Here is a 13,930-nt window from a genome sequence, read left to right as displayed (position 1 = left end):
CAAGGTCTTCAACGCCTTCAACGGGTCCCGCCCCCTGGCAACGGTTCAGTTGTGTGCCCCCGCTCAGTATCACAGAAGTATCACCTGCTCTTCACATCGGCCACTCATCGACGGGCACTCACCAACCGGTGAGCAGCAGATGGTTCACCAGCAGCGCGAGCCCCGCCTGCACCGCCAGCCAGCGGCGCAGGTCACGGGCGGGCAGCAGCGCGGCGGCAGGCAGCAGCCAGAGCACGAACGGCAGCCAGATGCGCTCCGTCTCCGCCTTGCTCATCCCGGACAGATCGGCGGTGACCAGCGCGAGCAGTGCGGCGAGCACGAGCACCACGAGCCCGTCCGACCCGCCCTGACCGCCCGGGCCTTCGTCGCGCCGCAGCCGCCGTACGGACCCGGGCGCGGCCCCCACCGCCCGGCGCACCCCGGCGACGGAGGCGAGACCGGCCGTGACCACCGTGCAGGCGAGATTGGCCCACACCCAGTAGCCGTACGGGCGGTCTGCCGCGACCCCTTGGTAGTAGCGCTCGACCAGCAGGTCGTACCCCTCCCACCAGGCGAAACCGGCCAGAGTGAAGGCGCCCGCCACCACCGATGCCCCGGCCAGCGCGTACGGCAGCGGCCGCACCGTACGGGCGAGGAGGAGCACCGCCGCGGCGGGCAGCGCCATGAGCGTGAGTCCGTACGACAGATACGCGGTGAGGCCGAGCAGCAGCCCGGCGGCCACCGCGACGGCGCCCGGCGCCCGGACCGTACGGGTCGCCGCCAGCGCGAGCAGCGCCAGCCCCCAGGCCACGACCGCCGCGAAGTAGCCGTCCGCCGACGCCCCCACCCACACGGCGGCCGGGGCCAGCACGAGGAAGGGCGCGGCGGTGCGCGCCGCCCGCTCCTGCCCCAGCGCGCGCAGCGTGACCAGGACGGCGGCCACCGCCGAACTGCCGACGGTGACGCAGAAGGCCCCCGCCCACGCGCCGCCGCCGAGCCCGAGGCGGTCGAGCCCGACGAAGGTGAGCACGGCGCCCGGCGGGTGCCCGGCGATGTGCGCGGGCCAGTGATCGGGTGCGTTGATCAGGATGTGACCGGTGAAGCCGCGCAGCGCGGCGCCGATGTCCTGGAAGCGTCCGACGCCGTGCAGGTACTCGTTGCGCTGCGTCAGCCGCCCGGCCACGCCCCGTCCCCAGCCGTCGACGAGGGCCAGCGCCCAGGTCCAGGCCATCGCGGCGGCCCAGCCCGCCCACAGCAGACGGCGCCACGGCAGCGCCGCCGCGATCCGCGGGCCGTACGCCACGACGGCCACCGCGAGGGCCACGGCGGCGGGCGTGCCGGGGCCCGCGTGGGGCAGCCAGTCGGCGTACAGGGGCGCCCAGTCGACGTACAGGATGTGCTGGGTCCGCTCGATCAGGGTGCCGGCGACGGCTGCGACGGCGAAGAGGAGCGCGGCGGCAGCGGCGGCGAGCACATCCCGGCGGCGGCCGGTCCGCTCGTCGCCGTCCGGGGCGCGGGGGGTCGGGTCATCGGTGCGGAGAGGGATGCGGAGGGGGAGCTTCACGGCCTCACGCTATGCCGGTGACCTGCCGGATCGGCCGCTGTGGCGCGCGCCGTCACCGAACCGTCAGATCCTGGCGCCGCCATACCCCCGGGCGGGCCGATGTCAGCGTTTCGTCATGCGTCGGAGCCCCTGAGGACCGGTCCGGCGGCCCTACCGTCGTGCCATGAGCCACCGTTCCCCAGCTTGGCGAAGCCCCTTGCGCGGCCCCTGGCTGACGTCCGTCTTCGGCCTGGTCCTGCTGTTCGGGATCCCCGTGCTGTTCGTCACCGGGCTGCTGTCGTACGCCGCGTACAACCCGGAGCTGTCCCCGGTCAACGACAAGACGCCGGACAAGGGGCTGCTCGGCTTCTACCTCTTCTCCTGGCCGACCCACCCCGTCTGGCTCTACCGCGTCACCCAGGGGGTGCACGTCACGCTCGGCGTCGTGCTGGTCCCGGTGCTGCTGGCCAAGCTGTGGTCGGTCGTCCCCAAGCTGTTCGAGCGGCCGCCGGTGCGCTCCCCCGGGCACGGTCTTGAGCGGCTGTCGCTGCTCGCGCTGGTCGGCGGCGGGTTGTTCGAGTTCGTGACCGGGGTGCTCAACGTCCAGCTGGAGTACGTCTTCCCCGGCTCCTTCTACCCGCTGCACTTCTACGGGGCGTGGGTCTTCATGGCCGCGTTCGCCGTCCACGTGGCGCTCCGCTTCCCCCGTATGGTGCGCGCGCTGCGCGGCCGCGACCTGCGGGCGGAGCTGCGCACCCCGGTCTCCCGTACCCGTCCGGAACCGCCCGACGAGACCGGTCTGGTCAGCCCGGATCCGGCCCCGCCCACCATGTCGCGGCGGGGCGCGCTCGCGATGGTGGGCACCGGCTCGGCCGCGCTGCTGGTGGTGACGGCCGGGCAGAGCCTCGACGGGCCGCTGCGGAGGACCGCGCTGCTCGCCCCGCACGGCCGGGAGCCGGGCCGGGGCCCGAACGGCTTCCAGATCAACAAGACCGCCGCGGCCGTCGGCATCAGCGCCCGCGACATCGGCCCCGGCTGGCGCCTGGTGGTGCGCGGCCCGGGCCGCGAGGTCGTCCTGACCCGGGAGCGGCTGCTGCGGCTGCCGCGGCACGGGGCGGCGCTGCCGATCGCCTGCGTCGAGGGGTGGTCCACTCCCGACCAGGAGTGGGAGGGGGTGCGGCTGTCCGACCTCGCCGGGCTGGTCGGCCTGGGCGAGCGGCCGCCGGGCGTCCTCGTCGAATCGCTCCAGCGGCACGGCTCGTTCCGCTCGGTCGTGCTGCGCGACAACCAGGTCCGCGATCCGCGCTCCCTGCTCGCGTTGCGGGTCAACGGCGCGGATCTGTCGCCGGACCATGGCTACCCGGCGCGCGTCATCGTCCCGAACGCCCCGGGTGTGCACAACACCAAGTGGGTGGCCCGGCTGAGCTTCGGGGAGACGGTGTGAAGGGTTTCGGCTTCCGGCGGCGTTACGGCGACTCGCCCTCGCATCTCCTCCTGCTGCTGTGCTCCTTCGCGCTGACCGCCTACGCGGGGGTGCGGCTGCTGCGCGGCGACTGGCTCGGGATCGCGCTCTGGGTGGCCGGTGCGGCCGTCCTGCACGACCTGGTGCTGCTGCCGCTGTACGGGCTCGCCGACCGGGCGCTCCAGCGGGCGGTCCCGGCGCCCGCCTCGTACGTCAACTTCGTACGGGTGCCCGCCTTCGTCTCGGCGCTGTTGCTGCTGGTGTGGTTCCCGCTGATCGCGGGGACGCAGCGGCGCCGCTACGAGCGGTCGGCTGGGCTGTCCGCCGACGTCTTCCTTCCGCGCTGGCTGCTGATCACCGCCGTGCTGTTCGCCGTCTCCGCGCTGTGGCTGTGCGTCAGGACGGCGGTGTGGCGGGCCCGGGCACGGCGGCGCGACGCAGGGTCATGAAGTCGCGGCCCCGGGCCGTCCAGCGTTCGGTGGCGGTCCAGCCCGCCACCCGGGCGTGGCGCAGCAGCGCGGGGGCGCCCACCCGGGCCCAGGGGAAGGCCTCGCCGACCGGGCCGCGCCCGTCGTCCACCCGTACCCGGACCCGTTCGTCGACGTCGGCCGTGGCCGTCTCGACGATCAGCAGCCCCTCGGGCGCGAGGAGTTGGGTCACGCGCCCCAGCAGGGCCCGGGGGGCGCCGCCGATGCCGATGTTGCCGTCGAGCAGCAGCGCCGTGCCCCAGCGCCCTTCGTCCGGCAGCGGCTCGAAGACCGAGCGGCACAGGGCCGGGCCGCCGGTGCGCACCGTACGGGCGACCGCCGCCCGGCTCACGTCGATGCCGAGGCAGGGGCGCCCGTACGGGGCGAGCGCGGCCACCAGCCGCCCGGGGCCGCAGCCGATGTCGAGTACGGACCCCTGGCAGCGGCGCAGCACGGTGCGGTCCGCCGCGTCGGCGTCCGCGCACCAGCGCTCGACCTCCAGGGGCAGCAGCCAGCCGTCCGCGCGGTGCAGGAACAGCGGTCCCCGGCCCGCGCTCAGCGCCCGCGTATAGGGGTCGGCGCGCCAGGACCCTGCCGTGGCGCCGCCCGCGTCGTCGCGTGTCGCCGTGCTCATCGGGCGGCGGCCCGGGACAGCCCGGCGAGGGTGCGGGCGAACCGGCCGCCCGGGGCGTGCGCCGCCACCCACGCGGCGTCGTCCGCCGTGTCGACGTCGCGCAGTACGGGCAGCTCGCGCACCCGCAGCCCCGCGTCCACCAGACGGCGCCGCTGTGCGGCACCGGTGGTGGGGGTGGACATCGGCACGCCGCGCAGCAGCTCCGGATCCGGTTCGGCCAGGCCCAGGGCCCAGAAGCCGCCGTCGGCGGCGGGGCCGAACCAGGCGTCGCAGTCCCGCCAGCCGTCCCCGCCCAGGGCGGGCGCCAGCAGGGCGGGGGTGATCTGCGGGGTGTCCATGCCGACCAGCAGCGTGGGCCCCTGGCATCCGGCGAAGGCCGTGGCCAGCCGCTCGTCCAGGCCGCCGCCGCCCTGCGGCACGACCTCGATGCCCGGCGGCAGCCAGGGCCCGGGGGCCCCGTCGAGCGCCAGCACCCGGCGCCGGGCGGGCATCCCGAGCACGGCGTGCAGGGTGTCGCCGAGCGCGGCCTCGGCCAGCGCCGCCGCCTCCGCCGGGGTGTACGGAGGCGTGAGCCGGGTCTTCACCCGCCCCGCCACGGGTTCCTTGGCGATGACGACCACCGTGCACCGCGCGCGCCGACCGGCGCCCGGCCCGGTCACCGGGCGGCCCCCGCACGACGGCCGGGGGCGGGGGTCCCGGGCGACTGGCGCAGGACGGCCCGCATGTCGCGTACCGCGTGCCAGGTGCCCCGCCAGGTGCCGGTGACCTTCGACTTCCCGGTGCGCGGCCGGTACGGCACGTCGCGCTCCTCGATCCGCCAGCCCGCGTCGGCGGCCCGCACGACCATCTGCAGCGGGTAGCCGCTGCGGCGGTCGGTGAGGCCCAGGTCCAGCAGCGGTTCGCGCCGGGCGGCCCGCAGGGGGCCGAGGTCGTGCAGCGCGGTTCCGGTGCGCCGCCGCACCATCCGGGACAGGGCGGTGTTGCCGAGCCGGGCGTGCACGGGCCAGGCGCCGCGCTCCTGGGGGCGGCGGCGCCCCAGCACGAGGTCGGCGTCGCCGTCGGCGACGCTCCGTACGAAGCCGGTCAGCAGCCCGGGGTCGAGCGAGGCGTCGCAGTCGCAGAAGCAGACGAAGTCGACGTCGGCGGCGAGCAGTCCGGCGTGGCAGGCGGCGCCGAAGCCCCGGCGGGGCTCATGGACGACGGTGGCGCCGAGGGCGCGGGCGATCGCGGCCGAGTCGTCCGTCGAACCGTTGTCGACGACGATGGCGCGCCAGCCGGCGGGGATGCGTTCCAGCACCCAGGGGAGGGCGGCGGCCTCGTCCAGACACGGGAGGACGACGTCCGCACGAGGAGCGGTCGAGTTTGTCACCCGGCCCACCCTACGAAGGAGAAAGCCACATTTCGGGCTTCGGGACCTTACGAAACACGGACGTCGCCGCCGTCCCGCACGCCTGGGCGGGACGGTTCGCCCGGCCGGGTGCCAGGCTGGAGCGTATGCAGGAGACATCGCCCCCCGGTCGCGTGCTCGTCGTGGACGACGATCCGACCGTCGCCGAGGTCGTCGCCGGATACCTCGCCCGTGCCGGTTTCACCGTCGACCGGGCCGCCGACGGCCACGGCGCGCTCGCCCGTGCCGACGCCCGATGGCCCGACCTCGTCGTCCTCGATCTCATGCTGCCCGGCATGGACGGTCTGGAAGTGTGCCGCACGCTCCGCCGCAAGGGGCCGGTGCCCGTGATCATGCTGACCGCGCGCGGCGACGAGGACGACCGGATCCTCGGTCTTGAGATCGGCGCGGACGACTACGTCACGAAGCCGTTCAGCCCGCGCGAGCTGGTGCTGCGGGTCGAGTCCGTGCTGCGTCGCGGCCGCACCGGACCGCGCACCTCCGCCGCCCCCGCCGGTGCGCGGGGGCCTGGCGGCGGCCTCGGCGGTGGTCCTGGCGGCGGCCCCGGCCGGGCGGGCGCCGTACTGCGCCGCGCCGGAATCACCCTCGACCCGATGGCCCGCCGCGCCACCAAGGACGGCCGGGAACTCGCCCTGACCCTGCGCGAGTTCGACCTGCTGGCCTTTCTGCTGCGCCACCCCGGGCTCGCCTGCACCCGCGAGGAGCTGATGCGGGAGGTCTGGGGCTGGGACTTCGGCGATCTGTCCACCGTCACCGTCCATGTGCGGAGGCTGCGCGGAAAGGTCGAGGACGACCCCGCCGCGCCGCGCCTCATCCAGACCGTCTGGGGCGTGGGCTACCGCTTCGACGTGCCGGACGCCGCCGCGGAGGGGCCGGACCGCCATGCGTGACGTCCTGCTGATGGCCCTGTTCGCGTTCCTCGGCGCCGCCGCGGCCGGGCTGCTCGGCGCGCTCGCCCTGCGGCTGCTGCGCGGCCGGTCCGTCGTCGTGTCCCTCGCCGTCGTGGCGGCCGTCGCGGTCACGGCCATGCTCACCGGGACGCTCGCGGTCGCCTGGGCGATGTTCCTGTCCCCGCACGACCTGACGGTCGTCACCACCGTCTGCGCCATGGCCGCGGTCGTGTCCCTGGCCACCGCGCTGCTGCTGGGCCGCTGGGTGGTGGCCCGCAGCCATGAGCTGACCCTCGCCGCCCGCTCCTTCGGGGACGGCGGCAGCTTCGCCGCCCCCGGTGGCGCGGCCACCGCCGAACTCGCCGAACTCGGCCGCGAACTGGCCGCGACCAGTGCCAAGCTGGCCCAGTCCCGGGAGCGGGAACGGGCCCTGGAGTCCTCCCGACGCCAGCTGGTCGCCTGGATCTCGCACGATCTGCGCACCCCGCTGGCCGGGCTGCGGGCGATGTCCGAGGCGCTGGAGGACGGCGTGGTGGAGGACCCGGACCGCTACCACCGCCAGATCCGCACCGAGGTGGAACGGCTCAACGCGATGGTCGGCGACCTCTTCGAACTGTCCCGCATCCACGCCGGGGCCCTGTCCCTCGCCCCCACCCGGATCTCCGTCTACGACCTGATCGGCGACGCCCTCGCGGGCGCCGACCCGCTCGCCCGCGAGCTGGGCGTCCAGCTGATCGGCGACCCCGTGGACCCCGTCCCCGTCGAGGTCGACGGGAAGGAGATGACCCGCGTCCTCGGCAACCTCCTCATCAACGCCATCCGCCGCACCCCGGCGGACGGCACGGTCGCCGTGACCGCACAGCGCGAGGCGGACACCGTCGTGCTGTCCGTCACCGATGGCTGCGGCGGCATCCCGGAGGAGGACCTGCCGCGCGTGTTCGACACCGGATGGCGCGGCACCCACGCCCGCACGCCCCCGGCGGGCGCCGGACTGGGCCTCGCCATCGTCCGCGGCATCGTCGAGGCCCACGACGGCCAGGCGGCCGTACGGAACGTGGACGGCGGCTGCCGCTTCGAGGTCCGCCTGCCCGCCGCCCGGGCGTAGCCCCGCCCGGGCGGTCCTCCGGTTCCGTGGGGCCGCGCGCTCGGGGCCGGGGAAGGGCGCGTCCCAGGTGGGGGCGCGGAACGCCGTTACCGGACCGGGTGGAGCGGGCGTGGCGCCGGGGTGGCCGCCGGGCGCTGGGCCGCGTGCGCGAACTCCGTCATGCCCTCGTCGAACGGGACCATGGGCCGCCAGCCCAGCTGTTCGCGGAGCCGCCGCGAGGAGGCCGTGACGTGCCGTACGTCGCCCAGCCGGTACGCGCCCGTGACCTGCGGCGCGGGCCCGCCGCAGGCCGTCGCCAGCGCCTCGGCCATCTCGCCGATCGTATGGGGGTCGTCGCTGCCGGTGTTGTACGCGGTCAGGCCGCCCGGGGGCGTCGTGGAGTCCGCCGCCGTGCCCGCGACCGACTCCAGGGCGGTGGCGTTGGCCGAGGCCACGTCCCGTACGTGGATGAAGTCGCGGCGCTGCCCGCCGTCCTCGTAGACCGTGGGCGCCTCGCCGCGTGCGAGGGCCGAGCGGAAGAAGGAGGCGACGCCCGCGTACGGGGTGTCGCGCGGCATGCCCGGCCCGTAGACGTTGTGGTAGCGCAGCGAGACCGCGCGGCCGTTCACGGACCGCGCCCAGGCCGCCGCCAGGTGCTCCTGGGCCAGCTTGGTGGTGGCGTAGACGTTGCGCGGGTCGGCCGGTGCGTCCTCGTCGACCAGTCCGGGGCGCAGCGGGGTGCCGCAGTCCGGGCAGCCGGGCTCGAACCGGCCCGCCGCCAGATCGGCCTCGGCGCGCGGCCCGGGGCGTACCCGGCCGTGCCGGGGGCAGTCGTAGCGCCCCTCCCCGTACACCACCATCGATCCGGCCAGCACCAGGGAACGCACCCCGCGCCCGGCCATGGCCGCCAGCAGGACCGCCGTGCCCAGGTCGTTGCAGCCGACGTAGTCCGGCGCGTCGGCGAAGTCCTTGCCGAGGCCGACCATCGCCGCCTGATGGCAGACGGCGTCCACCCCGTGCAGCGCCGACTCCACCGCTGCCCGGTCCCGCACGTCGGCGTGGATCCACTCCGCGCCGGACGGCCGTGGCGGCGACGGATGGGCGGCGGGCAGCAGGGCGTCGAGGACGACCGGCTCATGGCCGCGGTCGGTGAGAGCGGTGACGATGTGCGAGCCGATGAAGCCCGCGCCTCCGGTGACGAGTACGCGCATGGCCCCGACGCTAGGTGTTCATCGGCTGCGGGTCGCGTGTCCGCGCCGTCCCGTCATCGGTCCGTAAGACCCGTTCCGTACACCGCTCCGTTCGCGCCCCTCTGCGCCCGTACGGTCGCTCAACGCTCTGGTCACACAATATGCACAACCGTGACGTCCCGGCGTTGCTTGCCACTGCCACCGTGGCCCGCGATTCACGTCTCTCCCGACCGCCTCCGAGGAACAGAGAGCACCAATGACGGCCACCACCGCCGCAGCAGCGCAGCGCCCCCGCAGCCTCAATGACGTCAAGGGGTGGTTCCCCAGCCTTGACCAAGTGCTCTTCGACTTCTTCCTGAGGCGTCAGGAGCGCCTCGGGGAGCACGGGGACCTCATGGAGATGGGCGCCTACATGGGCAAGAGCGCCATCTTCACCGCCGCGTACCTGCGGGCTGATGAGCGCTTCACGGTCTGCGACCTCTTCGACGCGGAGGACGCGCCGGACGAGAACAACGCGGCGGAGGCCCGGAAGTCGTACTCCACCCTCACCCGCACCGCGTTCGAGCAGAACTATCTGGCGTTCCACGACGCCCTGCCGTCCATCATCCAGGGCACGACCTCTGTCGTGCCCAGCCTCGTGGACGACGACACCTGCCGCTTCGTCCACGTCGACGCCTCGCACCTGTACGAGCACGTCGAGGGCGACATCATCGCCGCGCGTGACGTCCTGCTGCCCGGCGGCATCGTCGTCCTCGACGACTTCCGCTCCGAGCACACCCCCGGCGTGGCCGCCGCCGCGTGGGAGGCGGTCTTCAACCGCGGGCTGCGGCCCATCTGCCTGACCACCCAGAAGCTCTACGGCATGTGGGGCGACCCCGGCCCCATCCAGGAAGAGATGCTCGCGGACGACGCGTGGCGCCGTGGGATGCACACCAGCCGCCAGGAGATCGCGGGCAGCCGGGTGCTGCGGTTCTCCGGGAAGCCGAAGAACCCGGCGGCGCCGAGGTCCCGCTACGCCGACGAGGCGCCCGCCGCCGCCCCCGCCTCGAACGCGGGCCGCGCGCCCGCCGCCCCCGCCTCGGCCTCCGCCCCGCGCCGCCCCAGCCAGGTCCGGCGGCTGGCCGCCGATGTGCTGCCGCCGGTGGTGACCCGAGCGATCCGCAAACGCCGCCGCGCCTGACCGGCCGCCGGGCCGGGTCCCGAGCCCGGCGGGCGTGGCGCGCCGCCTCGGCCGGGTCGGGCGGTTGGCCGCCGATGTGCTGCCGCCGGTGGTGACCCGAGCGATGTGCAGGCGTTGGCTCGCCTGGCCAGGCCTGGCGTCGGGCGCCCGACTCCGTGAGGCGCCCGGCCTGGCCTCGAACCCGGCGGGCCGCCGCTTCGGCGTCGGCGTGCGCGTCGACTCAGTCCGATCGGCGGTTGGATGCCGCCGTGCTGCCGCCGGGTGGTGAGGCGCGCGATCCGCAAGTGCCGCCGCGCTTGAGCGAGCGCGGGGCATGCGGGTGGCGGGCCCGGCCGCGCTCGGTGCTTGGCCGGGCTGCGCCTGGTCCGGCCCGGTCCCGTGCTCGCCCCGGCGTTCGGCCCGGCCCGGGGTCCGGCGGGTGCGGCGTGCTGCTTCGGCCGGGTCCGGCGGTTGGCCGCTGCCCCGGCAGCGGCCACGCCGGGCCGGGCGTGCGGTCGGGAGGCTCCGTACGGCCGCGCTGACGCAGGCGCTGGCCGACGCGGGCGAGGTCCGGTCGCGGAGCGGCGGCCGTCAGCCGTTGACGCAGGCGCGTACCGCCTCCGTCAGGCGGGTGGCGCGGGCGTCGCCGTGGCCGATCATGCGGTTGGCGACGTACGCGAAGCCCAGCCCGTACTCGTCGTCGCCGAAGGCGAACTGGCCGCCCGCCCCGTCGTTGCCGAAGCTGCGCGCGCCCAGCATCGGGCGGAAGGCCGCCGAGTCGAGCAGGAAGCCCGCGCCCCAGCGCGCCCCGGCGTCGAAGCCCAGCCAGCCCTGGCCGGACGACACCTCGCGGACCGCGTCCGTCACCGTCTCCGGGGCGAGCAGCCGCTCATGGCCGTCGACGCCGGTCACGGCCGCCGCGTACATCCCGGCGAGGCCGCTCGCCGACGCGGTGGCGCCCGCGCCGGGCAGCTCCGCGCCGAGCAGCGCCGGGTCGTTCCAGCCGTGCGGCGCGTCGGTGCCGGGGAAGACCAGCGCGCCGTTCATCGTCACGATGCGGGTCAGCAGATGCTCGGGGCCCGGCATCCCGGGCCGCCCCTCGGCCTCGACGAGGCGGGCGCGGCCGTCCATCTCCGGCGCGGGCAGGCCGATCCAGGCCCGCAGCCCCAGCGGGTCGGCCACGGCGGTGCGGAAGTACGCGCCCGGGGTGAGCCCGGTGATCCGCCGGATGACCTCGCCGATGAGGAAGCCGAAGACATGGCCGTGGTACTCGTACGCCGTGCCCGGCTCCCACAGCGGACGCTGCTCCTCGATGGCGCGGATCACCGGCGCCCAGGCGGCGATCTCCTCGAAGCCGAGCACCGCGTCGAGGGCGGGGACGCCCGCCCGGTGGCCGAGGACCATGCGGCAGGTGATGGCGTCCTTGCCGTGCCGCGCGAAGGCGGGCCAGTAGCGGCTCACCGGGGCGTCGAGGTCGAGGCGGGCCTCCTGCGCGAGGAGGTGGGCGCACAGGCTCACGAGGCCCTTGGCGCAGGAGAAGACCGGTACGACCGTGTCCCGCTCCCACGCCCGGCCGGTACGTTCGTCCGCGATCCCGCCCCACAGCTCCACGACCTTGCGCCCGCCGGCGAACACCGTGACGGCCGAGCCGAGTTCGGGAAAGTCGGCGAAGTTCCGCGCGAACGTGTCGGCGACGGCGCCGAACCCCTCGTCGGCCCACCCGTTGTACGGCTCCACCGTTCCCCGCCCTCCGCCGTGGGACCGTGCGTCCCGTGATCGTCAGCCGGTCACGGTACGGCGGTGTGGGCGCCCCGCACGAGCGATTTTGTGCCGAGGGTCCGGCGGACGGCGTCGCGGAGCCAGTGGTGGGCTCCGTCGGCGGCGTGCCGGGGGTGCCAGGCCATGCCGATGATCACCGGCGGCAGCGGCAGCGGGATGTCGAGGAAGCGCAGGCCGAGGGCGGTCGCGGCGTCGGCGAGGGAAGAGACGGCGGCGCCGGGGAGTGCGGTGGGGACGAGGCAGACGACGTCGCTGCGGGCGGCGAGGGTCATCGCGGCCAGGTGGCTGGGGAGGACGACCGCGACCCGCCGGTGCAGGCCGTGCTCGGCCAGGGCGGTGTCCAGGGGGCCGGTGAACCGGCCGCGGCGGCTGACCGCGACGTGTTCGGCGGCGGCGAGCCGGTCCGGGGTCAGGGGCCCTTCGGTGAGCGGGTGGCCGGGCCGGACGGCCGCCGCCATCCGCAGGGTGACCAGCTCCTCGACCTGGGTTTCGGGGTCGACGTGGTCGATGGCCCCGACCTCCAGGTCGATCCGGCCGTCGCGCAGGGCCGGTCCGCCCTCCAGCTCTTCGGCCAGGAACCGCAGCGACACCCCCGGCGCCTCCCGCCGGGCCAGCTCCAGCAGCCCCGGGGCCAGCGCCGCACCGGCCAGATCGGCGGCCTGGAAGGTGAAGGTGCGGCGCAGCGTGGCGGGGTCGACGCCGGGCCCGGGCGTCAGCAGCGCCCCGAGCCGGCGCACCACCGTGGCCGCCTCATCGCGCAGGGCCTCGGCGCGGGGAGTGGGGACCATGGTCTGCCCGGCCCGGACCAGCAGCGGGTCCTTGAGGATGCGGCGGAGGCGGGCCAGGTTGCGGCTCATGGCGGCGGGCGAGGTGCGCAGGCGCGCGGCGGCACGGGTGACGCTCTGCTCGGTCAGCAGCGCGTCCAGCGCGACGGCGAGCTGGGCGTCGATGGTCGGCCCCGGAGTGACCGGCTCTGGACTGTTCTGACTGCTCACCAGCGTAATTCCATTTCAGGCAATGATCCCTTGCTGAAGTTCCCATTGTGGCAACGCCGTTGTCCTCCGCAGGATGAGTGCGTGCCGATCCGGTACGCACTCATCACCTGCCGAACCTGGAGGATCCACCATGTCCGCCGCGCCCAACACCGCCCCGCACAACGCCCCGCCGGTCACCGCCTTCATGCTCATCAAGACCCAGCCCGAGTGGCTCGCCATGACCCCGGAGGAGCGGTTCGAAGCGTTCGCCACCCAGGTCATGCCCGCCATCAAGGCCAGGACCAAGGGCGTCCGGTCACGCTTCTACGACACGGAGTACTACTCCACCCGCGTCACCGACGTCTGGGTCTGGGAAGCCGACGACCACGGGGCCTACCAGTTCCTCATCGACGTGCTGCGCGAAACCCCGTTCTGGGACCGCTACTTCGAGGTCGTCGACCTCATCGTCGGCACCGAGAACGGCTACGCCCGCACCTACGGCCTCGACACCGTGACCACGGTCGCCACCTGACGCACCCCTAGGACCGCCGCAGGGCCGGGTGGTCCGCCACCACCGTGCAGGACCCCGGGGCGATCTCGGTGAAGCCCGCGTCCCGTACGACCGGCAGACCGCCCCGGGTGAGCGCGCCCCACCGCTCGGCCGGGGCCGTCCGCACCGCCAGCGGAAAACCGGCCTCGCGCCACGCCGCCCGCCCCGCGTCGTCCAGCTCCCACCAGGCCAGCTGCGCGCCGTGTCCGGCCTGCGCCATGGCCTTGCCCGCCGACATCGTGACGTCCGGGTTCAGCCACAGCACCGGCCCGGCCGGGTCCGGCGCGGGCGGGGGCTCGGGGTCGTCCAGCTCGGTGCCGGAGACCTGGAGCTTGGCCAGCTCCTTGGGCCAGCCGTCCAGCGGCACCGGCGGGAACACCCGCACCTCGGCCGCCGGGCCGTCCCCGTGGGCCGCCGCCCCGCCGGTGAGCGTGATGCCCGGCAGCGTCTGGGCGCGCCGCCACTCCGCGCCCCGCGCCCGCCGGACGACCTTGCGGATCCGGGCGTCCTGCCAGTCCCGTACGGCCTCGGCCCACTCGCCGTCCTCCGCCGTCGCCCGCTCGTCCGACAGCAGCGCCAGCACCGCCCGCGCCGCCGTCTCCAGGGCGTCCGTACGGGCCGGGGGCGCGGCCTTCTCGATCCGCACCACCAGGGGCAGCACGAACTGCGGCGCCGCGTCCCGGTCCGTCTCCGCGTGCCGGAACGGGCTGCTGCGGGGACTGGGGGGACTGGCGGGGATGGCGTCTGAGCTGGTCACGCGGTCCAGTCTGCCAGCACCCGCCGACAGCGGCGGCGGGCCGCCGCCCGAGTG

14 protein-coding genes are annotated in these 13,930 nt (G+C 75.3%); 6 read left to right on the top strand and 8 right to left on the bottom strand.

From position 1 onward, the window contains the following. Window positions 1-118: 118 nt before the first annotated feature. Window positions 119-1,543: a hypothetical protein gene (locus ACWC5C_RS19120; RefSeq protein WP_450876682.1), complete on the bottom strand. Its 1,425-nt coding sequence runs from the start codon at window positions 1,541-1,543 to the stop codon at window positions 119-121. A gap of 163 nt (window positions 1,544-1,706) precedes the next feature. Here ACWC5C_RS19120 and ACWC5C_RS19115 point away from each other — a divergent pair, with 163 nt between their 5' ends. Then, window positions 1,707-2,966, top strand: coding sequence for a molybdopterin-dependent oxidoreductase (locus ACWC5C_RS19115; protein ID WP_450876680.1), 1,260 nt, complete (start codon window positions 1,707-1,709; stop codon window positions 2,964-2,966). Further along, a complete protein-coding gene (locus ACWC5C_RS19110; protein WP_450876678.1) occupies window positions 2,963-3,433 on the top strand; it encodes a hypothetical protein in 471 nt (156 codons plus the stop codon). Before ACWC5C_RS19115 ends, ACWC5C_RS19110 begins: the two co-directional genes overlap by 4 nt. On the opposite strand, the gene ACWC5C_RS19105 is transcribed toward ACWC5C_RS19110, so the two are convergent. The 3 genes from ACWC5C_RS19105 to ACWC5C_RS19095 are packed head-to-tail and all read right to left on the bottom strand — an operon-like array spanning window position 3,381 to window position 5,463. Beyond that, window positions 3,381-4,085, bottom strand: coding sequence for a methyltransferase domain-containing protein (locus ACWC5C_RS19105; protein WP_450876676.1), 705 nt, complete (start codon window positions 4,083-4,085; stop codon window positions 3,381-3,383). The genes ACWC5C_RS19110 and ACWC5C_RS19105 overlap by 53 nt on opposite strands. Next, a complete protein-coding gene (locus tag ACWC5C_RS19100; RefSeq protein WP_450876674.1) occupies window positions 4,082-4,744 on the bottom strand; it encodes a TIGR04282 family arsenosugar biosynthesis glycosyltransferase in 663 nt (220 codons plus the stop codon). Before ACWC5C_RS19100 ends, ACWC5C_RS19105 begins: the two co-directional genes overlap by 4 nt. Next, window positions 4,741-5,463 carry a glycosyltransferase family 2 protein gene (locus ACWC5C_RS19095; RefSeq protein WP_450876672.1) on the bottom strand — a complete coding sequence of 241 codons (723 nt, stop codon included), beginning with the start codon at window positions 5,461-5,463 and terminating at the stop codon, window positions 4,741-4,743. The genes ACWC5C_RS19100 and ACWC5C_RS19095 overlap by 4 nt, the downstream gene beginning before the upstream one ends. A gap of 116 nt (window positions 5,464-5,579) precedes the next feature. Here ACWC5C_RS19095 and ACWC5C_RS19090 point away from each other — a divergent pair, with 116 nt between their 5' ends. Further along, on the top strand, window positions 5,580-6,383 hold the full coding sequence (locus ACWC5C_RS19090; protein ID WP_450876670.1) for a response regulator transcription factor: 804 nt from the start codon (window positions 5,580-5,582) through the stop codon (window positions 6,381-6,383). Beyond that, complete coding sequence (locus tag ACWC5C_RS19085) at window positions 6,376-7,488, top strand: sensor histidine kinase (RefSeq protein ID WP_450876668.1); 1,113 nt, start codon at window positions 6,376-6,378, stop codon at window positions 7,486-7,488. The genes ACWC5C_RS19090 and ACWC5C_RS19085 overlap by 8 nt, the downstream gene beginning before the upstream one ends. Before the next feature lie 86 nt (window positions 7,489-7,574). On the opposite strand, the gene ACWC5C_RS19080 is transcribed toward ACWC5C_RS19085, so the two are convergent. After that, on the bottom strand, window positions 7,575-8,678 hold the full coding sequence (locus ACWC5C_RS19080) for an NAD-dependent epimerase/dehydratase family protein (RefSeq protein ID WP_450876666.1): 1,104 nt from the start codon (window positions 8,676-8,678) through the stop codon (window positions 7,575-7,577). Between the two features lie 235 nt (window positions 8,679-8,913). On the opposite strand from ACWC5C_RS19080, the gene ACWC5C_RS19075 reads away from it, so the two are divergent. Continuing rightward, on the top strand, window positions 8,914-9,837 hold the full coding sequence (locus ACWC5C_RS19075) for a class I SAM-dependent methyltransferase (RefSeq protein ID WP_450876664.1): 924 nt from the start codon (window positions 8,914-8,916) through the stop codon (window positions 9,835-9,837). A gap of 570 nt (window positions 9,838-10,407) precedes the next feature. Here the strand turns inward: ACWC5C_RS19075 and ACWC5C_RS19070 are convergent. Together ACWC5C_RS19070 and ACWC5C_RS19065 are read right to left on the bottom strand one after the other, a co-directional pair. Beyond that, window positions 10,408-11,553: a serine hydrolase domain-containing protein gene (locus ACWC5C_RS19070; protein ID WP_450876662.1), complete on the bottom strand. Its 1,146-nt coding sequence runs from the start codon at window positions 11,551-11,553 to the stop codon at window positions 10,408-10,410. 50 nt (window positions 11,554-11,603) lie between these two features. Next, window positions 11,604-12,599: a LysR family transcriptional regulator gene (locus ACWC5C_RS19065; RefSeq protein ID WP_450876973.1), complete on the bottom strand. Its 996-nt coding sequence runs from the start codon at window positions 12,597-12,599 to the stop codon at window positions 11,604-11,606. A 121-nt stretch (window positions 12,600-12,720) separates the two neighbouring features. On the opposite strand from ACWC5C_RS19065, the gene ACWC5C_RS19060 reads away from it, so the two are divergent. After that, window positions 12,721-13,101: a darcynin family protein gene (locus tag ACWC5C_RS19060; RefSeq protein ID WP_450876660.1), complete on the top strand. Its 381-nt coding sequence runs from the start codon at window positions 12,721-12,723 to the stop codon at window positions 13,099-13,101. 7 nt (window positions 13,102-13,108) lie between these two features. Here ACWC5C_RS19060 and ACWC5C_RS19055 read toward each other — a convergent pair whose 3' ends face one another. After that, on the bottom strand, window positions 13,109-13,876 hold the full coding sequence (locus ACWC5C_RS19055; RefSeq protein WP_450876658.1) for a peptidyl-tRNA hydrolase: 768 nt from the start codon (window positions 13,874-13,876) through the stop codon (window positions 13,109-13,111). Window positions 13,877-13,930: the final 54 nt, after the last annotated feature.

The organism is Streptomyces sp. NPDC001700, from assembly GCF_053596435.1.
The sequence above is the reverse complement of the archived record's forward strand: the minus strand, read 5'-3'. Positions and strand labels throughout refer to the sequence as shown.